20 protein-coding genes and 1 pseudogene are annotated in these 19,338 nt (G+C 59.0%); 11 read left to right on the top strand and 10 right to left on the bottom strand.

The window, feature by feature from the left end; all coding sequences use genetic code 11:
- The first annotated feature begins 56 nt into the window (after positions 1 to 56).
- From ACX3OW_RS20115 to ACX3OW_RS20085, 7 genes are all read left to right on the top strand, one after another.
- A complete protein-coding gene (locus ACX3OW_RS20115; protein WP_459097578.1) occupies positions 57 to 572 on the top strand; it encodes a hypothetical protein in 516 nt (171 codons plus the stop codon).
- 18 nt (positions 573 to 590) lie between these two features.
- Entirely contained in the window at positions 591 to 1,052 is a 462-nt protein-coding gene (locus ACX3OW_RS20110) for a DUF421 domain-containing protein (RefSeq protein ID WP_459097577.1), read from the top strand.
- Between the two features lie 684 nt (positions 1,053 to 1,736).
- Complete coding sequence (locus ACX3OW_RS20105; RefSeq protein WP_459097576.1) at positions 1,737 to 1,958, top strand: hypothetical protein; 222 nt, start codon at positions 1,737 to 1,739, stop codon at positions 1,956 to 1,958.
- 226 nt (positions 1,959 to 2,184) lie between these two features.
- Positions 2,185 to 3,900 carry an NAD-dependent epimerase/dehydratase family protein gene (locus tag ACX3OW_RS20100; RefSeq protein WP_459097575.1) on the top strand — a complete coding sequence of 572 codons (1,716 nt, stop codon included), beginning with the start codon at positions 2,185 to 2,187 and terminating at the stop codon, positions 3,898 to 3,900.
- Positions 3,901 to 3,903: 3 nt separating this feature from the next.
- On the top strand, positions 3,904 to 4,644 hold the full coding sequence (locus ACX3OW_RS20095; RefSeq protein ID WP_459097574.1) for a vitamin K epoxide reductase family protein: 741 nt from the start codon (positions 3,904 to 3,906) through the stop codon (positions 4,642 to 4,644).
- A gap of 119 nt (positions 4,645 to 4,763) precedes the next feature.
- The gene (locus ACX3OW_RS20090; protein WP_459097573.1) at positions 4,764 to 5,258 is read left to right on the top strand and encodes an MgtC/SapB family protein; all 495 of its coding nucleotides are present in this window, start codon (positions 4,764 to 4,766) and stop codon (positions 5,256 to 5,258) included.
- Positions 5,259 to 6,013: 755 nt separating this feature from the next.
- Entirely contained in the window at positions 6,014 to 6,346 is a 333-nt protein-coding gene (locus ACX3OW_RS20085) for a hypothetical protein (RefSeq protein ID WP_459097572.1), read from the top strand.
- A gap of 323 nt (positions 6,347 to 6,669) precedes the next feature.
- On the opposite strand, the gene ACX3OW_RS20080 is transcribed toward ACX3OW_RS20085, so the two are convergent.
- Positions 6,670 to 7,044 (bottom strand): low affinity iron permease family protein, encoded by a 375-nt coding sequence (locus ACX3OW_RS20080; RefSeq protein WP_459097571.1) that lies wholly within the window; start codon positions 7,042 to 7,044, stop codon positions 6,670 to 6,672.
- A gap of 376 nt (positions 7,045 to 7,420) precedes the next feature.
- Between ACX3OW_RS20080 and ACX3OW_RS20075 the strand changes: the two genes are divergently transcribed.
- Positions 7,421 to 7,792 (top strand): PRC-barrel domain-containing protein, encoded by a 372-nt coding sequence (locus ACX3OW_RS20075; protein ID WP_459097570.1) that lies wholly within the window; start codon positions 7,421 to 7,423, stop codon positions 7,790 to 7,792.
- Positions 7,793 to 8,354: 562 nt separating this feature from the next.
- On the opposite strand, the gene ACX3OW_RS20070 is transcribed toward ACX3OW_RS20075, so the two are convergent.
- Entirely contained in the window at positions 8,355 to 8,888 is a 534-nt protein-coding gene (locus ACX3OW_RS20070) for a DUF488 domain-containing protein (RefSeq protein ID WP_459097569.1), read from the bottom strand.
- 682 nt (positions 8,889 to 9,570) lie between these two features.
- Between ACX3OW_RS20070 and ACX3OW_RS20065 the strand changes: the two genes are divergently transcribed.
- Positions 9,571 to 9,804 carry a hypothetical protein gene (locus tag ACX3OW_RS20065; protein WP_459097568.1) on the top strand — a complete coding sequence of 78 codons (234 nt, stop codon included), beginning with the start codon at positions 9,571 to 9,573 and terminating at the stop codon, positions 9,802 to 9,804.
- Positions 9,805 to 9,871: 67 nt separating this feature from the next.
- Here ACX3OW_RS20065 and ACX3OW_RS20060 read toward each other — a convergent pair whose 3' ends face one another.
- Both ACX3OW_RS20060 and ACX3OW_RS20055 read right to left on the bottom strand, forming a co-directional pair.
- Positions 9,872 to 10,345 carry a hypothetical protein gene (locus tag ACX3OW_RS20060; RefSeq protein ID WP_459097567.1) on the bottom strand — a complete coding sequence of 158 codons (474 nt, stop codon included), beginning with the start codon at positions 10,343 to 10,345 and terminating at the stop codon, positions 9,872 to 9,874.
- Between the two features lie 737 nt (positions 10,346 to 11,082).
- Positions 11,083 to 11,412, bottom strand: a pseudogene (locus ACX3OW_RS20055) (ATP-binding cassette domain-containing protein); the annotation flags it as partial.
- Positions 11,413 to 11,550: 138 nt separating this feature from the next.
- Here ACX3OW_RS20055 and ACX3OW_RS20050 point away from each other — a divergent pair.
- Positions 11,551 to 14,133, top strand: a complete 2,583-nt coding sequence (locus ACX3OW_RS20050; RefSeq protein WP_459097566.1) for a membrane-bound PQQ-dependent dehydrogenase, glucose/quinate/shikimate family — start codon at positions 11,551 to 11,553, stop codon at positions 14,131 to 14,133.
- A gap of 398 nt (positions 14,134 to 14,531) precedes the next feature.
- On the opposite strand, the gene ACX3OW_RS20045 is transcribed toward ACX3OW_RS20050, so the two are convergent.
- Both ACX3OW_RS20045 and ACX3OW_RS20040 read right to left on the bottom strand, forming a co-directional pair.
- Positions 14,532 to 14,828 carry a glycosyl hydrolase 108 family protein gene (locus ACX3OW_RS20045; RefSeq protein WP_459097638.1) on the bottom strand — a complete coding sequence of 99 codons (297 nt, stop codon included), beginning with the start codon at positions 14,826 to 14,828 and terminating at the stop codon, positions 14,532 to 14,534.
- Positions 14,719 to 14,964, bottom strand: a complete 246-nt coding sequence (locus ACX3OW_RS20040; RefSeq protein WP_459097637.1) for a glycosyl hydrolase 108 family protein — start codon at positions 14,962 to 14,964, stop codon at positions 14,719 to 14,721. Before ACX3OW_RS20040 ends, ACX3OW_RS20045 begins: the two co-directional genes overlap by 110 nt.
- Before the next feature lie 143 nt (positions 14,965 to 15,107).
- Here ACX3OW_RS20040 and ACX3OW_RS20035 point away from each other — a divergent pair, with 143 nt between their 5' ends.
- Positions 15,108 to 15,332 carry a hypothetical protein gene (locus ACX3OW_RS20035; protein ID WP_459097565.1) on the top strand — a complete coding sequence of 75 codons (225 nt, stop codon included), beginning with the start codon at positions 15,108 to 15,110 and terminating at the stop codon, positions 15,330 to 15,332.
- 646 nt (positions 15,333 to 15,978) lie between these two features.
- Here ACX3OW_RS20035 and copM read toward each other — a convergent pair.
- The 4 genes from copM to sdhD form a co-directional block, all read right to left on the bottom strand.
- On the bottom strand, positions 15,979 to 17,394 hold the full coding sequence (copM, locus tag ACX3OW_RS20030; RefSeq protein ID WP_459097564.1) for a CopM family metallochaperone: 1,416 nt from the start codon (positions 17,392 to 17,394) through the stop codon (positions 15,979 to 15,981).
- Positions 17,395 to 17,735: 341 nt separating this feature from the next.
- Entirely contained in the window at positions 17,736 to 18,377 is a 642-nt protein-coding gene (locus ACX3OW_RS20025) for a DUF1971 domain-containing protein (RefSeq protein ID WP_459097563.1), read from the bottom strand.
- Between the two features lie 32 nt (positions 18,378 to 18,409).
- Positions 18,410 to 18,850, bottom strand: coding sequence for a CBS domain-containing protein (locus ACX3OW_RS20020; RefSeq protein ID WP_459097562.1), 441 nt, complete (start codon positions 18,848 to 18,850; stop codon positions 18,410 to 18,412).
- Positions 18,851 to 18,942: 92 nt separating this feature from the next.
- Entirely contained in the window at positions 18,943 to 19,335 is a 393-nt protein-coding gene (gene sdhD / locus ACX3OW_RS20015; protein WP_459097561.1) for a succinate dehydrogenase, hydrophobic membrane anchor protein, read from the bottom strand.
- Positions 19,336 to 19,338 lie beyond the last annotated feature (3 nt).

Here is a 19,338-nt window from a genome sequence, read left to right as displayed (position 1 = left end):
TTGCCTAATCCGAGGGCGCGAAAACCCCAACGTCGACCCCGCAAGGAGTAAGCCCGTTGTCCGCCGATCGAAGTGACGCGCCCCCCGTTCGACCGGATGGACTGCAGCTTGACGAGCACCGGCAGTTTCAGGAGAAATTCTGGACTGTCGAGCGCTTCACCTGGGGCGCATTCCTTGTGTTCATCGTGTTGGCCCTATTGGGCCTAACCGGCGACAGCGGCGTTTTCGCGCGTCGCACCGTTATCATGCAGGGAGGGACGCTGGATTATCCACGCGTCGCCCGCTGGGAAGGCGCGGATGAGTTCATCGTGCAATTTGATGCAGGGGCCCCCCGACGCACGCTGCTGCTGTCGCCAGATTTTGTCGCTAATTTCCAGATTGAACAAATTCAACCATCGCCTGAGCGCTCGGAAGCTGGCGCGGATGGCAATCGGCTGAGCTTTCGCTTCAAGGCCGGCGATCCGGCCAGCGCGAAACTGCAGATGCGGGCCCAATCGCCGGGGCTGGCCACCTACGGCATTGCCGTGGACGAGGGAGCGCCGGTCCAGTTTCACATTCTCATATTGCCGTAGCGCAATCGGGAGGAAGACTTGGAAACCGTTATTCGTGGCGCCGCGATTTATGGCATTCTGTTGCTCGTAATGCGGCTATCTGGCCGCCGCACCTTGGCGCAGATGACCCCATTCGATCTGGTGCTGTTGCTCATCGTGGCGGAAACCACCCAGCAGGCCATGTTGACGGACGATTATTCGCTGGTAAACGCGTTTGTTCTTATCGTTACGCTATTCACACTTGATATCGCGCTATCCTATCTCAAACGATCGTCGGTTCGGATACAACTTGTGCTGGAAGGTACGCCAACCGTGCTGGTCAGCCATGGCAAGCCGGACGAATTTGCCTTGCGTCGGGCCCGGGTTGATCTTGAAGAAGTGCTGGAGTTCGCACGCGAACAAGGACTTGAACGGCTGGAGCAGATCAAGTTCGCCATTTTGGAAGTGGGCGGCAAGGTGTCCATAGTCCCGGAGGACACGCCGCCTCGCCAACGACCGTGATCATTTCGCCGCCCCATTAAGTCGGGCGGCGAATGCCAGCATCAAGGTGACGGACGCCACCAACACCAGCATCACCCGATCCTGGGTCAAGGGCGGACAACGAGTACGTCGTCAAAGACACTGGCGGCAGAACATCGACGGCAAATAAGTGGCCCCAAGAAGTGGCCGAGATGACGGTGTTTTCGGTCTCGCTTTGTTTCCATTGTCGCGGGCACCCCATCTGGATAGATTGCGGCCAGAGGCTGCTGCGCGCGCCGGCAAAAAGGAACCATCAAGCGCTGGGATGGTTGTTGGGCTGATGCAGCACGCGTCAACCGGACCTGGCGGCAAGGGAGACAGTGCGATTTTGCCGGTTTCTCGCACTGGCCAACGAAACGGCACACGAGTCTCTGTCCCGCCCGTGCTGCATCACCAATAACTTTCATGACTGCTCCAACCCCCTCACTCGCGGGAGCTATTGTGCACGACTGCAACATAGGCGCTGGGCTATCGTCCGTGGAAACGGCGTCTTCGCCACGCGGAACTGACCCTCGGCTTGATTGTTGACCTTGGTGACCTTGGCATTCAGGCCGAAAGGAAACGATATGGGAGGCAACGCGTGGTTCAGGTTTCACTCAAATGCCGGTAGGGACCTCGAGAGCTACTATTGCTGGGTAAGATGATTTTGACTCCGATGGAACAGTGGTGTCAGTCGTCAACAATCTGCCGGACAACCCGATCGGCCAAACGGACATCGAGAACCCTGCAGGCAACCACGTGGTACTCGACCTGGGCAATAGAGAGTTTGCCTTCTCGCGCATTGTGTCGGCTGGAGACGTAGTCGATGTCGGCAGCAAGCGGGGTCTCTGTGGTAATAGCGGCACATCAGAACCGCATTTTGCATCTGCAGACGAACCCATACCCTGACGCTGGCGAAGGTCTGCCCGCCCAGTTCGAGGATTATCTCGCCGCTTCTCGGCCTGTCGTTCGCGGCGAGACGGTGAAGGACGAAACGATTTGGTCAGCGCTCCAAGGCCTTCTGTAGCGGTGGCTCCTAACACAGGCGGGTATGCGTAAGGCCCGGTAAATCAGCAGAGTCACAGACGATGCTCTCACCGACGAAACCAAAAGCACTCCATCCCGTTGTGTGGTCATGGCGTCGCAAGCTAAACCACTTGTTCTGATCACCGGCGCTGGCGGGCGTATCGGCACCAGACTCATCACGCATCTGGCCGCGGACTTCACCATCGTGGGACTTGACCGGGAGCCAGAAGCGAACCTGGCCAACATCTATGCCTGCGATCTGGTCTCCGACAAAAGCGTCACCAGCGCGCTGGATACAATCAGGACTGATCACGGCGAAACCATCGCCGCAGTTGTCCACCTGGCGGCCTTCTTCGACTTCAGCGGCGAGGACAATCCGCTCTACAAAACGGTCAATGTCGACGGCACGCGCCGACTGATCCGTAAACTCCAATCCTTCACCGTCGAGCGCTTCATCTACGCGAGCACGATGCTGGTGCATGCGCCGGGCAGGCCCGGAGAGCTCATTACCGAGAAGTCGCCGCTCAAACCAGGCTGGGCCTATCCAAAATCCAAGGCGGCGGCCGAGCGCACCATCGCCCGTGAGGCCGGCGACATGCCCTACACGGTGCTGCGCCTGGCCGGTGTGTATGACGAAAAGATTGCCGTTCCGACCTTGTCTCAGCAGCTGACCAGGATTTATGAGCGCGACTTTGAAAGTGGCCTTTATGCCGGCGATCCGGATGCGGGACAGAGCTTCCTGCACGCCGACGATATGGTCGATGCGATCAAGGCCACCATCGAGCGGCGCACCAGCCTGCCCCCACGCGGCGCTATCCTGATCGGCGAACCTGGCGCACTCAGCTACCAGGTTCTGCAGCGCCGTATCGGCGAGTTGATCCATGGCGAAGACGAATGGGCGACCATCACCCTCCCCAGGCCGCTCGCCAAGGCCGGGGCTTTCGTGCAGCATGCGCTGGAGCCCGCCGTGCCCGACAGCTTCGATCAGGGCGAAAAGCCTTTCATCCGCCCGTTTATGATCGATATGGCCGACGATCACTATGCGCTGGACATCACCCTGGCGCGCGCGCAGCTCGGCTGGCAGCCCCAGCACCTCATCGAGACCGTACTCGAGGACCTGGTGACCAACCTCACGGCCGATCCTATCGGTTTCTACAAGGCCAACAAGATCGTGCCCCTCGCCTGGATGATCGAGGCGGCGGACAAGGAGATGAATCCCGACACGATCCGCCGTCGCCACGAAGCGACGGTCAAGCGCGAACATTTCTCCTGGCTTTGGGCGCACTTCGCCAACATCTTCCTGGGCGTCTGGTTGATCACGAGCCCAACCCTGCTCGTCTATACCCAACCCGAGATGATCTGGAGCGACTGGATCGCGGGCGTCTTGCTGGTCGTGTTCGGTGCACTCTCGCTCAATTGGACCCTGCCGCTCGCCCGGTTTGCCGCCGGAATCGTGGGACTCTGGGTGCTATTCGCGCCACTACTGTTCTGGACGCCGTCCGCCGCAGCCTACCTGAACGGCACGGCCATCGGTTCTTTGGCCATCGCTTTCGCCGTGGTATCGCGCCCCTTCCCGCTGATCTCGCCATTGGCGATGCAGACCGGCCCCGATGTACCGCCCGGCTGGACTGTCTCTCCCTCCACCTTCCTGCAGCGGGCGCCCATCGTCGGTCTGGCGCTGGTCGGCTTCTTCGTCTCGCGCTATTTGACAGCCTATCAGCTCGGCCATGTCGATGGCGTCTGGGATCCATTTTTTTCCGGCGCGGCACAGCCCCTGCTCAACGGCACTGAGGATATCATCACCTCCGAGGTCTCGAAGGCCTAGCCGGTGCCCGATGCGGGTATTGGCGCGGCGACCTACATGCTTGAGATTTTAACCGGCGTGATCGGCTCCTCGCGCCGTTGGCGCACCATCCCCTGGCTGGTCTTCATCTTCGGGTTGATGATCGTGCCACTAGGCATCGTCTCGGTCACCTTCATCATCATCCAGCCGATCTTGCTGGGCACCTGGTGTGCGCTTTGCCTCATCGCCGCGACGGCGATGGTGCTCCAGATCCCATACTCGCTTGATGAACTGGTCGCCACGGGCCAGTTCCTAATGCGCAAGCACCAGCAAGGCATTTTGATCCGCGCGTTCCTGTTCGGCGATACCGATGAGGGCGATCGCCAGCACAAGGATGATTTTGGCCGCCCGCCGCGCGAGCTGCTTGTCGATCTTCAAGGCGGCGTCGGCCTGCCGTGGACGCTCGCTATATCGGTCGTTATCGGCATTTTCTTGATGACGACGCGCCTGACGCTGGGCAGCGAGGGCGCACTGGCCAATGCCGATCACCTGATCGGCGCTTTGGTCATCGTCGTCGCAGTCACCGCCATGGCGGAAGTCGCCCGGGCCGTGCGCCTGCTCAACCTCGCACTGGGTGCGGCGCTGATCATCATGCCATTCCTGCTGAGCGCCTCACTGCTCCAGACCATCGCTGCGTTCCTGGCTGGGGCGTTGCTGATGGCGTGCAGCCTGCCGAAGGGGAACATCGATGGGCAGTATGGCGGATGGAACAAATACATCATCTAAGCCATCTGGGTTGATTCATCGCGGCCGCAGTCACCTACACAATCTTCCTGGCATGCGCGCAACGGAACCGGATCGGGCAAGTGGTGTTGAGCTGATGCGCTTCAACGGAGGTTCTCGAGATGGACGTAGGCAACGAGTTCGGATATGTCCAAACCTATCTGCCGCAGCATATCATTGCTATCCGCTTGCTCATCGCAGCCATTTTCGGGGCGATGATCGGCTTCGAGCGAGAGGTGGATAGCGCCAACGCTGGTTTGCGGACCCACATTCTTGTTTGCGTAGCGGCTGCACTGTTCACCATACTGGCCTTTGAAATCTATCATACGCTGGGGGATGCGAGCAGCTCGCGGGTCGACCCGATCCGCGCGGTTGAAGCCGTGACGGCCGGCATCGCGTTTCTCGGGGCAGGAGCGATTTTTCGGAGTGGCAGTAACGTCCAGGGCCTGACAACCGGGGCCGGAATGTGGCTCGCCGGCACGGTGGGGATTGCCTCGGCGCTGGGATACTATTTGGTAGCTTTCGGAGTGGCGCTGTTGGCGGTGCTGGTGCTAGCGGCATTGCGGGTACTGGCGCATCGTGTGATCGCCCGAGACGGCAAATCGAACCCTGAATAGCTGCGTTGGGTGGCCAGGCTCACAGTCGATGCCGATGGCCACTGCTCAGGTGGACAATGATCAGTATGGCCGCAACTGTCCTTCAAGGCTTACTTGCAATGCCGTTGCCGTCTTACGCAGCGGGCGCTAGCGGCGTGAATTACTAGCCTCCTCCGGTGTGGCTTCGCCCGATCAACCTATGCCGTTGGCCACCACACATCAGCCACGCGGGTTGCGCTCTTGCCGGCATCGTTCAAGGTCTGCAGAAACGCACACAGTATTATTTCTGCCTGGAGCTGCGACGTCCCATCAAGACGTCGCCCGCCAGTGCGGCTGGCTCTTTGCGGTCATTATCCCAGACGGTCCATAGGTCGACCGGGTCGCGCAGGTAAACATACCGGGTTACACTCCTCACGTTCGCCGAGGACATGCGCTCACCTCGCTCCCGGCGGCGGTGGTCTCGATCTCCCGACTTCGCATTGTCGGACACGCTCATGCCGGTTCCCGTCACGCCTTGCCGACCATACTGCCGCAAGGGACGCAATTATAGCAAAAACACAGGAAAGTGACAGGCTAATCGTCATCCAGTCGAACAAAACTATAGTGCATTTTCAAATTATCGTCTTCCATATCCGACAATTAGTGTTTGTAGAACCTATTCTTCAAAAGAAACGATGAGTGTATACCTAGGTCCAACAACGCCGCAACCATCGCTTCTCCATCCGCGTTTGCAATCAGCATTGGCAAGAAGCCAACTGCGCAAGAGGAGAAAGAATATGAACGCAAAAGCACTGATATCGGCATTGGCTCTGGCTTCGGCCCTAGGGTTGTCGGCACCCGCGATAGCGCAGGAGCACATGATCGGCGGCAGCGCCGTCCCTGCCGATCAGGTCGAAGCTGTACAGGCCAAATGCGACGAGCTTCGTGCAGCGACCCCCGCTGCGGAGGCAACAACACCTGCACCAGCGGCAGGCGCTGAAACGCCGGCGGCAGCAGATGCAGCACCAGCTGCGGAAGCCGCTGCGCCTGCGGCCGATGCACAGATTGATCTGGAAACTCTGACCGTCGAAATGTGTGACGAAGGTGGATTCACCGCCTCGGCGAAGTAGCGCAAATTGGCGCCCCTCGGAAGCGCGGGGCGCCATCCAGCTAGGTTATGAGCCCTAGGAACAGCTAGACTGGCAATGGCGGTGAATAGAATTTTGCACCGCTGTGCCGATTGTCCAATCGCCGGTACTGTTGAAATATGCGTACGATACGTTGATGAACCGCGTCCAGGTCGATGTTCACATCGGCGGGTGAATCGCCATCCCGAGACTCCACTCGGACGTCCCTTATCGTTGCTCCTACTCAGGTGGGTACTCTGAGGCGTTGGATGAGAGGTGCGCCGGCAGCACGGTAATTATGCTAAACTCACCACTCGCGTGCACCGTTAATTGCTTCGCCGGTCTTGCCTCGCTTCCGCCAAAGCGATGACGTCCCGAACGTGCTTCAATTCTTCTTCGCTCAAGTGCTCGGAGCCAATTAGGCGGTTCGTGCCGGCGCTCACTCGTATCAACTCATCGAGCTTGGCCTGAACCGCAGCGCCATCTCGATTCTGAGTATTCTGAAGCACGAACACCATAAGAAATGTGATGATGGTCGTGCCGGTGTTGATCACCAGCTGCCATGTTTGAGAGAAACCAAAGACTGGGCCCGACAAAGCCCATGCCGCAATGCCTGCGCAAGCCATGGCAAAGATCAACGGTCGCCCCGCAGCGTGCGCCACCCCAGTTGCGAATGTCACAAAAAACGGATGATCGGCCATGATCTTCGAAGTCCCAGATAAGAAACCGACCCAGATCATGAGCTTGATTTGGGTCGCGCGGCAATGGCGATTTTGATCGAATAACTCCCGCCTTTTTCGAGCGCAGCGTTTCAGAGCGGCAGCGTTGATGTCGGACTGAACCCGCGCCAGCGATGCTGAATTGCAGACCTCTGCACGTGAACCAGGAGATGGTGAGTGTGCAATCGCTCGGGCGGTTCCACTCGGCCATCAGCTCAAAGTCTCCCTTGGCTGACTTCACCACCCGCCGACTATATTCGGTCTTCCCCACCCCGAGTAGCATCCAACACGGTTCGCAGTTGGAACCGCTGCCGCTTCGCACCGTTGTGTTCCGTGAACCCAGCGAGAGGAAACAAAAATGGCCCAGGACACAAATATCAAAGAAACTCACGACCTTATTGCTAGCGATAAGGTGGAGGGAACCAAAGTGTACGATTCCAGCGGCCAACACGTCGGCTCAATCGAACGCCTAATCCTGGAGAAGCGGGGCGGTCGCGTATCTTATGCAGTGCTTGGTTTTGGCGGTTTCTTCGGCATCGGCAACGATCATTATCCCCTTCCCTGGTCCAAACTGACCTACGATGAGTCGCTAGACGGGTATCGCGTTGATATTGCGCGCGAGCAGATCGAAGGTGCCCCGAGTTACGCTGGGGAGGAGGACTATGATTGGTCGCCAGAAAGTGGTCGCCGCGTTTACGACTATTATGGCATCCCGCCCTACTGGATCTAAATGTTGATAGGTCATCGGCCCCTTCGAGCCGCGTTCTCGCGATCGGATGGCGCGGCTCATTCTAGATTGGAACATCGGCTTCGCACCATGGTAATGGAACCGCATATCTAGGTGCCACTGGCCGCCAAACTAAGCGTCTGGCCAAGATGCATGCTTGAGCCAGTCGTTTCGGGACACGCGTCGGGCGGTCGGAAAGCGCAACTACCGATCACGGCAGTCGACGTGCCAAGGCTTGCGTGAAACAATGGCTGAGAGCTTCGCCAATAGAGAAGCATCGCTCACTAGTGTCGGCGGCGTGCTGGAGGTCTGCAATGGCGGACTTGGACACCCACCCAACGAAAAGTTCAAGACCAGTCCCGGCGTTTAGAACGTTTGTTTGCGGCTGCGGAGGCCTATGCGCGGGAACGGTTACAGGCGTGCGCCAGCTGACTCCAGAGATCGGCGAGAAACGTGTCACGATATCGGCCATGCCGCCGGCCAATTCGTTTAGACGGTCGAGGGTGGACTTCATTCCTTGGGTCCGGCATGCCGATGGGCCAAATTGTTCCCATGACTACGGGCCCTACGTGCCAGGATAAATCACCTTCCCCCCAACGGTTAGTTGTGCGCCGGGGGTTGGTGTAGCACGGTCAGAATGACCAGGCGCTAGCAGGTGATCGACGTCATGGCCGTTTAGGAGGAGATAGTCAGCGATTATCCGTCGATGGCATCGCCACCAAACCGCTTCCGAACACATCAGGGCCAAGCGGTGGTCACAACCGAGGCTAACGACGTCATCGAAGGCGACTCCAAAATCGTGGCCCAAGGCATAATCGGCATAGTTGTGAAAACTCTGCACCCTCCACATGGAATTGAGGTTCTCCTCAATCCCCTGCTGTCTGGGTCGTCGACCGCCCAATGCGGGGACATGCCGGTAGGCAATCTGTAGTGGGAAAAGCTCTGCCGGTAGTCGATCAGCATTAAAGACGGGATTGGTCCGCGATCTTGGAAACGATCTGACGTCGATCAACAAATCCACCTGCGCCGCCCGCAGCATGTCCAGGAAATCGTCAAGGTTTCGGCTGGAATGACCGATGGTGGTGAATCCTGTTACCATCAATCAAGCTGCCTCAACATGTGTTCCTGGTGCGCGCCAATAGGGTCGTTCTTGATGTCCGCTGTCGAAAGGGGCCTTGTCGCTGGCCCAACCTGCGTCGGAATTCAAGCTAGCAAGGTGTCCTTGGAGTAGCTCGCCATAACAGCCTCCTGGGGACCAGAATGCTCACCCTCCGCTTTCGTTCCGCCGCACTTAGACCCGCAATTTCCCCAGTGCAGCGGCCTCCAACCGCAGCCGCCATTGGGCTGGTGGCCATCGTTAACGTTGGAGAGCAAGACGAGGCTTAGGACGAAGCAGTGGCCTAGCGTCTCACCGTCACGCATATGGAATATAGCACGAAGCGAGAATGGCGCGCCGCTAGCGTTCACCGCGCTGCACAGCAAGGGCTACCATCGGCTCGACGTCCCGGCGCGACTCATATGTCGTCAATACTACCGCATTTCGTGGCACCCATTTCCATAGCCTGGCTTAAACTGGCAGTTTCACGGCGGTAACGCAGCAATGCCTCCAACGGCTAGGGGCGCGCGCCCCAATAGGCCCTCCCGACTTCCTGTCCTAGATGCACCCTTTTGGCACTGTGATGGAATGCACCTTTTGGGACGAGCAAAGACTTCAGGCGGACACTGCCGCCCACTGGACTCACTCTCCAACCTGCCGCATTCTGGTCCCGTAGGAGGCCAACATGCAGGAAGAACATATCGTCCGTGATCTTGAGGTCTTGGACGGCAGCCGGACCATAAAGGCAACGTACTTCGTAGAAACAGGAACGATCCATGCTCGCATTGATGGGCGCACCCTCATGCTATCGGTGGGCGTTGATACCCCCGAAGACACGGTTCGGCGCCTGGTTCTCGGACAAATTCAGACGAGACACTGGCGCGAACGCGTTGCCGAGCGCCGGCGCCAGCAGGACTAAGACATACGAAAGAGGCCCATGAAACTTGATACTCCATGGACCTCTTGCGCGTTTAGGCTATCGTGGGCTAGGCGCGGTCATCGACATAGACCATGACCGATCCATCGGCGTTGCTCTTCACGGCAACGACATCGCCCGCGCTATGGCCTTCGGCTTCGAGCTTGGCTTTGATCGCCGCATTGGCTTCGATGTTCGAATGCAGCGTCGTCATAGCCTCGGCATTGGCGGTCAATGCCTCGTCGAGCGCGGCAGCTTCGGTGTCGGCATTGCCCTGCAGCGAGGACAGCAGAATAATGGTGACGCTGGCTTCATCGGCCACAGTGGACAGGTCGACATCGGCCGAACCTGCAACCGACGACGTCACGGAGCCGTAGGTATCATCAGCCATGTCTCCGGCATTTGCATCGACGCCGACCTGAGCATCGACCGCCGGAGTTTCGACGGTCACTCCAGCGCCGGCACCAGCATCCTGGGCGAAGCTAGGCAGAGCGATCGACGCAAGAAAGACGGCGGCCGTAGTTAGGATCAGGGTATTCTTCATTTTCATCTCCGCAGTGGTTTGCCCCCACTAGCGCCTGAAGAACGGCCCGAGCCCCCGATGGTTGCGAATTATGAATAGGAGCATCCCCGTAACTGCTAAAATAGGCAGTGGGCTTCCCGGCAGGGCACACGAATATCGAAAAATACTGCCGTACCCTGAGGCAAAGACTGCATCGACACTGCGGGATTGTTGTCGATGCCGATCACTGAGTACTGACGATCGGGGACGCCATGGGACCTCCGATGCCAGAGCGTCCGCGGTATGGCGAGCGAACCTGAGGACGTGTGATGATCTACAGAGCTACCTTGACGACCGGACGGACCATTGAGATCGATGACATGCAGCCTTAAAAGAAATGGCCACGCGCCTATGTGACGTCGGCTGCCTGATTTGTCAGCGGGTGAACCCGGCTACAACAAGCAGGGTTTGGAGATCAAGCTGTTCGAGCGCGGCACTGCCAGTATTGAACCGACGGACTAGCGAGAGGATTTTGGGAATGGCCTTGGCCTATCGCGTCGTGGATCTTAGAACAGTCATGATCGACGCCATCGATATCATCGTTGAGGGGGTCCTATCGCCCGAGGCAGCGGTACGACAGGCATTGGGCATTGACGTTGTGCGCAGCGGGCCGAGGAAGGATCTGGTCGCCCGGGTCTACTGGCAAATGCTTGGACAGCCCGTGAACATGGTACGCCTCTATCGGAGGGATCGAGACGTCTAGTGGCCCGTATTTGCGGCTAGTCCAAGACTGCCTTGAGAAATTCGCGGGTGCGGTCCTCATTGGGGTCGCTGAAGAGTTCTTCAGGCGTGCCTTCTTCTCGGATTTGGCCCTGATCAAAGAAGCAGACCCGGTCTGAAATCTCGCGTGCAAAGCGAATCTCATGGGTGACCAGCAGCATGGTCAGGTCACGTTCCTCGGCCAGTTGGCCGATGACATTAAGGACCTCGCCGACCAGTTCAGGGTCGAGTGCCGAGGCTGGTTCATCAAACAGCAGGATGTTCGGGCGCGTGGCGAGGGCGCGCGCAATGCCGACACGCTGCTGCTGGCCGCCGGACAATTGATGGGGGTATTTGTGTGCCTGATCGACCGTTCAGCCGCCTTCTAAAGTCGCGGCTCTGTGTACTTTCGGGGGACGGAATCTGACACGATGCGGAACCGTGGCCAATTTGTGGCGTTGCGCTTCATTGCTTTGTTGGAGGGATCCATGGCCACGCACGAAATGTCACGATCGAACCGTAAAGGTTTGGGCTTCTGGTGGACGATGTTGGTGGCTTTGGCGCTGGTGATATTTGGCCTTCCGATTGCGGCAGGCGGGCTTTGGCTAATCACCCTTGGTGGATCCTGGTATTACCTTCCCGCCGGGATCGGGCTGTTGCTGACCGCCTATTTTCTGTTCCGCCGGGAGATGGCGGCGGTCTGGACCTATGTCATCGTTTTTGCCGCTACTGTGATCTGGGCGCTTTGGGAGGCGGGCCTGGACGGCTGGGCGCAGGTGCCTCGGCTCATCGCGCCTGCGGTGGTGCTGCTGCTGGTTTTGACGACGCTTCCAGTGCTTCGAGGCTCCGTGCGGCGCTTCGGCTCCGGCATGGCCGCAGCGATGGTAACCCTGGCCGGTGCGCTCGGGGCAATCGGCGTGGCACAGGACAGCGTGGATAGCGCATTTGCGCAGGAAACCGAGCAGCCGGCCGAGACGGAGCCAGAAGCGACGCCGCCTGCAGCTGCTCCGTCGGGCCCCGCCAGCGAGACCACACCTGCTGATCCGGCGGTTCCTGCCACGCCTGCGCCAACCCTGGTGCCGACAGAGCCGGCTGCGCCAGTAGAACCCGAAGAACCGGTTGCGAGCTATGTGTCGCTCGAGACGGGCGTGGACTGGCCGGCTTACGGCGGCACGCACAAGGCGGCCCGCTATTCGCCGCTGACCCAGATCACGCCGGACAATGTCGGCCAGCTCGAGCAGATCTGGGAATTCAGGACCGGCGATCTGCCTGAGAACGGCGAACCGTTCGGCAATCAGAACACGCCGGTCAAGGTCGGCGACCGGCTTTATCTCTGCTCGGCACTCAACAAGATCAGTGCGCTTGACGCGGCGACGGGCGCCGAACACTGGACCTATGACCCGCAAACGTCCGTAGACGCCATCGGCTACAACGCGTCGTGCCGGGGGCTCGTATACTTCGAGGATCCGACGGCGGACCAGACAGAGCCGTGCGCAACGCGCGTGGTCAACCTCACCCATGACGCACGGATGATCGCGCTGGATACTGAAACGGGACAGCTCTGCGCCGATTTCGGCAATGGCGGGATCGTCAACCTACTTGAAGGTATCGGCGATACAGCACCGGGGTTTTATGCGCCGACGTCTCCTCCGACCCTGGTGAGGGACGTGCTGGTCGTGGGCAGCCAAGTCAGCGATGGCCAGACGCGCGAGGCGCCGTCGGGCGTTATTCGCGGCTATAGCGCGGTGACGGGCGAGCTTGAATGGGCTTGGGACATGGGCCGTCCAGGTGAAACCGGGCTGCCGCCCGAAGGGGAAATCTATACCCCGGGCACGCCCAATATGTGGACCATCGCCTCCGGTGATGACGAGCTGGGGCTGGTTTATATGCCGATGGGCAACTCGGCTGTGGACTATTGGGGCGGTGAGCGCTCGGACGAGGAAAGCACCTATTCGACCGCCATCGTGGCGCTCGATGTCGAGACCGGCGAAGTGCGCTGGCACTACCAGACGGTGCACTATGATGTTTGGGACTATGATCTCGGAGGTCAAGGCACGCTGGTGGACTTTCCCACTCCCGATGGCCCTGTGCCGGCCATCGTCATGCCGTCCAAGCAGGCGCAGTTCTATATCTTGAACCGCGAGACGGGTGAGCCGCTGGTCAATATCGAGGAACGTGCTGCGCCGCCGGGCGGGGTCGAGCCCGAGCGGCTTTCGCCGACCCAGCCTTATGTGACGGACTTCCCCAACCTGCTCAAGCCGACCATCACCGAAGCCGATATGTGGGGCACGACGCCGCTCGACCAGCTCTGGTGCCGTATTCAATTCCGCCAGGCTTCCTACCAGGGCGCGTACACGCCGCCGACGGTCGATCAGCCCTGGATCCAGTTCCCCGGATATAATGGCGGTTCGGACTGGGGCGGCGTGGCGATCGACCCGGAAAAGGGCATCATGATCGCCAACTACAACAACATGCCCAACTACAATCAGCTCATCCCGCGTGAGGTAGTGGACGCCCTGGGCGTGCTGCCGATCACCGATCCGAACTATGATGCGGATGCGGGCGGCGGATCCCACGGCAGCATTAGCCCGCAGGCGCTGACGCCCTATGGTATCCGCGTCAATGCGGGATGGCGGGTGCCGTTCACGGGGCTGCTGTGCTCGCAGCCGCCCTATGGCGGGATCGCGGCGATCGATCTCAACACACGCGAAGTGCTGTGGGATCGCCCGTTCGGCTCTGCGCGCAAGAACGGCCCGTTCGGCATCCCCTCCATGTTGCCGCTGGAAATCGGGACGCCCAATAATGGCGGCGGGGTGATCACCGCTTCGGGCCTGTTCTTTATCGGGGCGACGACGGACGACATCCTGCGTGCCATCGATATCGAGACGGGCGAGGAAGTCTGGCAGACGGTTCTTCCGGCAGGCGGCCAGGCGACGCCGATGACCTATGAGGCCAATGGCCGACAGATCGTGGTGATCAACGCAGGTGGCCACGCCTTCATGGAGACCCCGATCGGGGACTACTTCATCGCCTATGCGCTGCCCCAGGGTGGCGAGGCCGCCCAGCTTTGATCGGCGGGCATCTCGGAGCCGAGCACCTCGGGATGCCCCAAAGCTTTTCCTGAAGACTTTCCAAGTTGGGATGGAATGGACATAGCGTCAGCCTTTTCCTTCAATATGAGCTATTGTGGACCGCCGCCGTCACCGGGCACGCTGTGGGGACGGTGGAATTTCGACCCGGTTCTGCTGGCCGGACTGCTATGCGTTCTCGGCTTTGCGAGACGGGGCCTAGGCTATGTCATGTTCACCGCCATCATGGCAGTCCCTTACAGCTCCGATCCGTTGCGGTAAAATCCCCCGACATGGCGACCCGCTCGCCTCGTCTGCCAGTTGCACCGAATGACTGCGGCAAGGCGCGTTCGGAGCGGAATACTCGGCTGGGGACGACAATTCTGCATCGCTGAGGCGGCTCATGGCCGCTTGGTCTGCAGCGTGATCGCTGCCCTGCCCGGTCCGCTGTTCACGGCGAAGTCGAACAGCGCCAGATCGAGCCCGGCCGGCAGGTCATCGCCGCGCACCGCGTCCCAATAGTTCTTGCGGTAGATCGGCGTCACGCTGGCGAGGTTCAGGGCTTTGACTTCGGCCTTGGGGGGCCCATCAGGGCGAAACCTTGCGCCAGCTGGCCAGCGTCTTATGGGTGATCCCCAGATTGGTTGCCCCACCGGGGTCGGCGGGATGACGGCATAACCACCCTCGTGCTCCAGCACCTCGCCCAGCGCATGGGCGAAGTTGAGTTTGGCCATGGTGGCCTCCTGTGATGTTGTTGTGTTGTCCGTGAATTAATCGCTCGTTTAGAAAGCGGTGGCGGTCTTGGTGAGCGCGCCATGTATCGAGTTCGCGCAATCGTCTTCCGAAGCCTGCCTCGTTGCCACTCGGCGCGGGCTTTTCATTTGGTGCTACAAATTCAGTCAAATTGTCCGGCAGACTTTCGCTTTCTAGCAACCCATGCGCCGCACCGTACGCTTGGGGCCCGTGGAGCGTTACCGATGAAGCAAACCACCCTGCCCCGCCCGCTTTATGTGCAAGTCAGGGACCATCTCGAACAGGCAATTGCCGTCCTATCGCACGATCCGGCCGCTGTGCCTCTGCGCGCACTGCTCGATGAAGCGGTCGATATATCTATTGAGCTGGCGCATCTGTCGCCCGCGGGCGCGACGATCTTGCACCTAAGATCTTCCAACGAGGTCCGAAATAAACTCGACGGGGAGTGAGACAGGCCATGCCACGCGCCTATTGATGTGGAAGGAACTACGAGGGACGTTCGCCGTTTGCAGGAAGCGCAGGACCAGTCCCTACTGCGCAGTACTGGCAATAACAGCCGCGGTGGTTCCCACGAACAGCATGTCAAAGCTGGCCAGCAGAGCCATAAGAATGCCGATGGCAATTCGAACAACACTGCTCGGTGGATCGTCTCGCTGATGGCGCGGCGGCCATATAAGTTCGTAGCAGTTGCAAGGATCGCGACGTCTGAGGTAAATTTATGGAGCGGGTCGCAGTTTTCACGACGTCAGATCCCATAGCTCCGGAACCGGCATTCCCATTCGCCCAGCGTCCGAATTCCTCGATGGCGTATGTTGTCCCCCAGGAGCGGACACCAGAATACGTCCCATTGGAACAGTCCGAACCGCCCCACGATCCATGCCGCGTCGAGCGTACTGGTCGTATCGGCATCAAAATTTTACCGGCTTTATCCGAGTTCTTAATCTCATCGGCGGTTCGACCAACCTCCAACCTGCTATTCGAAAATTAATCACACCTTCCTTGAAGTTTAGGGGGCCCTGGATCGATCGCTTTTCTCTCAAGCTAGGAACCAAATACTGCTGATGCAGAAGGGCACAGTGGATGAGGAGCAGCTCGTCACTCCGAGGTGGCCTGTTTTCGCATTTCCAACCACCGCTTCATCTGGGCGATCTCCTGCTCCTGCTCCGAAATTATGTGTTCGGCCAGGGCGCGGTTCTCAGGATCGGTTCCGTACTTTAGCTCCACTCGTGCCATATCGATGGCCCCTTGGTGGTGAGGGATCATACCGCGGATGAACGCCACGTCCGGATCGGGGTCCATAATGCCATCCATCATCGGCTGATGCATTGTATCCATCACCGTCTCGAACTGGGCCGTCGCGGCTGCGCCAGTCGTCGGTGTCGCGGCCGTTTCGCCTACTGGCGCAACGCCGCCGGGCACAGAGTGGGGATTTTCAGGGTCGAACGTGTGGGTCGCCATTTCGGTTGTGGATACGGCCGCATCTGTCCCGGCGCCATAAAAGACGAGATGCAGGCCCCAATAGCCGGTCGCGAAAACCAGGAGCGCTGCGGCGAGTGCCGAAGGTACACCCGCCAACGACTTTCGAATTTTGGGAAAGAAGTGCAGCTGTCGTTCCGGATCGGCAGCAATGGCGACGATGATCGCCATGATCAACGCATGTCCAACGAGGTCGATGCGCCCGAACGGATAGACCGCAGCGTTGAAGATGAAAAAGAGCGAAATAGCTGAGAGCCGCCGCACCAACGGCGTCCAGAGCAGGCCGAATCCCATGGTAAACTCGGCGACTCCCGCCATTGGTATAAACACGTCGCGCGGCATGCCGAAAGTAAGGAAGGGCTTCTCCAGAACGAGCGGATAGAACCATTCCGGATAGGCGAACTTTTCGAGGCTTGACCACATAAGCGCGATGGCAACACCCCAGCGAAGCACTTCGAAACGGTGTCGGCGCCACTCTTCGTTCTTCGACGCAGCGAGCACGAGATAGCCCGCCACGGCGACGCCCAAAGCAAGATAGTCCAACAGATGGAAAAAATCGTATTCGGTGAGTGCCAGCACCCAAAGCAGAATGATTCCTGCTGCCGAGAACGGCATCGTTTTTCGCGAGAATACGCCGAAAGCAATCAGCAGTTGGATCCACGACACCCATTCATAAGGGGTTTTCAGGTCTGGAGTGAGATAAATGCCGCCGACTGCAAAGATGGCCACGAAGAATACGCCGATGACGGCGCGTACAAAGTCGTCAAGTCTCGTCCACAGGGGCTTGGCCACCTTGTCCATGCCGAGGAGGACTGTTTCGCCCAATGGCGATTTCTCGACGGCTCGCGTTGCGACGAAGAAAATGAGCACCAGGGCGATGGCGAGCCAAAACCACGTATTGGTAAGTGTGTTCCCAGCCGGCTGCGGGGAGGCGCCGACGATGTAGGGCGCAAACCATTTGACGTGCGCGAATGCGGGGCTGACCAAAAAGGTCGCAGCGACTATGCCCCCGGCCAGAAGGAGCGACGATCTCATCCAACGACCATAGTGTGGTAGACTCGGAATTGCTTGCTTCCTCATCTGCCTTAAAACCGTCCCGCTGCTGCTGAATGCCAGTCACCAACGGTGAGGCCCCCGATCATACCTAGCACGAACGCTGTGATCGACCAATTGTGCACCACGGGGACCGACCGGCTCGGAAACAGCGTCGTGATTGTGGCGGGAAACAGCGGCATGGCCGATACACGATCTCGAGGTCGCCGCAGGCCATTGCCTCCTAAGGCTGCATCATCGATCACCTTGGATCGCATCAATCGGCGAAGGGCACGGGCCTGGCCGCCGTTCCCGAAAGGACACTATTGTCGGGCCATTTGACACTATAGGTCTGGCATTTGGTCATAGAATTCCACCTGCATGCGCATTTGCCCGAGCGGCTCAACACGGTGCGGTTGGTCGGGTAACACCAGACCAGGAAGTCCGGGCTCGAGGACCTGCTCCGACGGTGGGTCAAGCACTTGATAGCGCAGTCGGCCATCGAGCACCCGGATAACGCCCCAGACGCCGGCTTTTGTCCGATGCTCTCGGCGCAGTCGCTCAGGAAGGGTCTTCTCATCAAACACCGGCGTGCGTTTGTAGGGTGCGGCAGAAGGCGGAGGCGACTGGAATTTTGCGGCTCGATCGATAAGATCGGTCATATGCTCCGCCGCGCGAACTGTCAGGGGATGCCGGGTATATCCTGGCCTCGGAGCGATGTAGCCTGCCATTTCCCGCGCAAGATCAGCCTGACGATCCGAGGCTTCTGCCAACAGGGCAATTACAAGGTTCTCGAGCGCGATGACTCGGATACGAAGGTGGACCAATTCGGCATTGGTCAGCGGAGGATATTCATGATTTTCTTGGTCAGATGTCACATAAGCCTGCGGCTCAGGACAGACCGCCCCGCCTTCATTGTCCCATCTGGACAGCGCCCGCTGACGCTGATTTGAAGAGGTTAGTTCATCGGGGATTTTATCAGGCATATGAAGTTTTCCGTAAGCCAATAGCACGGGCCTTAGCGGTATCCGACACCCATGACATAATCCCGCATCATGGCTTCCTCGTTTGTCGACTCCTTCAGCAAGGCCTGGAGCATGTCTCTGGCGTTCAAAATTCCTACGGGCTGGGTATCCTGGTCCACGAAAGGAACATTCTTTAAGGCGCGCTCATTCATGCGGGCCCACAGGTCTTCCAGAGAATCCCCAGTCCGGCACAGCATGACGTCTTGCGTCATCGCCAACGAGGCGGGTCTGATGCAACTTGCTCCTTGACATTGGCTGATCTGGCTCACCACATCCGTTTTCGTAATGACCCCCAGCAACACCCCGCTGGAATTGCACACCGCGAGGATATCGGTTCCCGATCGAAGAAGTTGCGCTGCTTTAATCAGGGGAGCGTCTTCAGCGATGGTGACCAGTCTTTCGCGCGCCGCAGGCAATAAAATTTCAACGAACATCACGTTGTCTCCTGGTTAGATCATGGGGCGCCGACCCACACAGCCGCTTTCAAACTTTAATGCAGACGCTTTCGCGGTCGTTGGGGCCACGGTCAGATTTGATTGGCGAAGGCGATCCGCAGCACGGCCACGATCCCGGCGGATGCGAGTGCGAAGCAGCCAAGTCGAACCGCAATTACTGCTATGAATTTTACCCCGGAGTGAACGTAGTCTTCGATCACAACCTGCAAGCCGAGCGCGGTGTGATAAAACAGCGAAATCAAAAGCAATATCATTGGAATGTTGGCAAGCGGTGACTTCAGCCATGTAATGAAAACCGCATGACTGCTGTTGGAATAAGCGATCATTGAACCGACGAACCATAGGGTCAGCGGAATGAGCGCGACAGCTGAAACGCGCTCTGCCCACCAATGTTCGACGCCGTGCCTTGCCGAGCCAAGTCCGATAGCGCGAGAGAATGGGGTGCGTGTATCCTGCCCGTCCATTTA

It is taken from the genome of Devosia sp. A449, from assembly GCF_054489375.1.
The sequence above is the reverse complement of the archived record's forward strand: the minus strand, read 5'-3'. Positions and strand labels throughout refer to the sequence as shown.

Excerpts from the sequence above, each read along its gene's own strand:
- ACX3OW_RS20025 (WP_459097563.1), bottom strand. The coding sequence starts at position 18,377 with ATGCCTGATAAAATCCCCGATGAACTAACCTCTTCAAATCAGCGTCAG.
- sdhD (WP_459097561.1), bottom strand. The coding sequence starts at position 19,335 with ATGGACGGGCAGGATACACGCACCCCATTCTCTCGCGCTATCGGACTT.
- ACX3OW_RS20085 (WP_459097572.1), top strand. The coding sequence starts at position 6,014 with ATGAACGCAAAAGCACTGATATCGGCATTGGCTCTGGCTTCGGCCCTA.
- ACX3OW_RS20080 (WP_459097571.1), bottom strand. The coding sequence starts at position 7,044 with ATGGCCGATCATCCGTTTTTTGTGACATTCGCAACTGGGGTGGCGCAC.
- ACX3OW_RS20020 (WP_459097562.1), bottom strand. The coding sequence starts at position 18,850 with ATGTTCGTTGAAATTTTATTGCCTGCGGCGCGCGAAAGACTGGTCACC.
- ACX3OW_RS20060 (WP_459097567.1), bottom strand. The coding sequence starts at position 10,345 with ATGAAGAATACCCTGATCCTAACTACGGCCGCCGTCTTTCTTGCGTCG.
- ACX3OW_RS20035 (WP_459097565.1), top strand. The coding sequence starts at position 15,108 with ATGAAGCAAACCACCCTGCCCCGCCCGCTTTATGTGCAAGTCAGGGAC.
- ACX3OW_RS20075 (WP_459097570.1), top strand. The coding sequence starts at position 7,421 with ATGGCCCAGGACACAAATATCAAAGAAACTCACGACCTTATTGCTAGC.
- ACX3OW_RS20090 (WP_459097573.1), top strand. The coding sequence starts at position 4,764 with ATGGACGTAGGCAACGAGTTCGGATATGTCCAAACCTATCTGCCGCAG.
- copM (WP_459097564.1), bottom strand. The coding sequence starts at position 17,394 with ATGAGATCGTCGCTCCTTCTGGCCGGGGGCATAGTCGCTGCGACCTTT.
- ACX3OW_RS20065 (WP_459097568.1), top strand. The coding sequence starts at position 9,571 with ATGCAGGAAGAACATATCGTCCGTGATCTTGAGGTCTTGGACGGCAGC.
- ACX3OW_RS20100 (WP_459097575.1), top strand. The coding sequence starts at position 2,185 with ATGGCGTCGCAAGCTAAACCACTTGTTCTGATCACCGGCGCTGGCGGG.
- ACX3OW_RS20070 (WP_459097569.1), bottom strand. The coding sequence starts at position 8,888 with ATGGTAACAGGATTCACCACCATCGGTCATTCCAGCCGAAACCTTGAC.
- ACX3OW_RS20050 (WP_459097566.1), top strand. The coding sequence starts at position 11,551 with ATGGCCACGCACGAAATGTCACGATCGAACCGTAAAGGTTTGGGCTTC.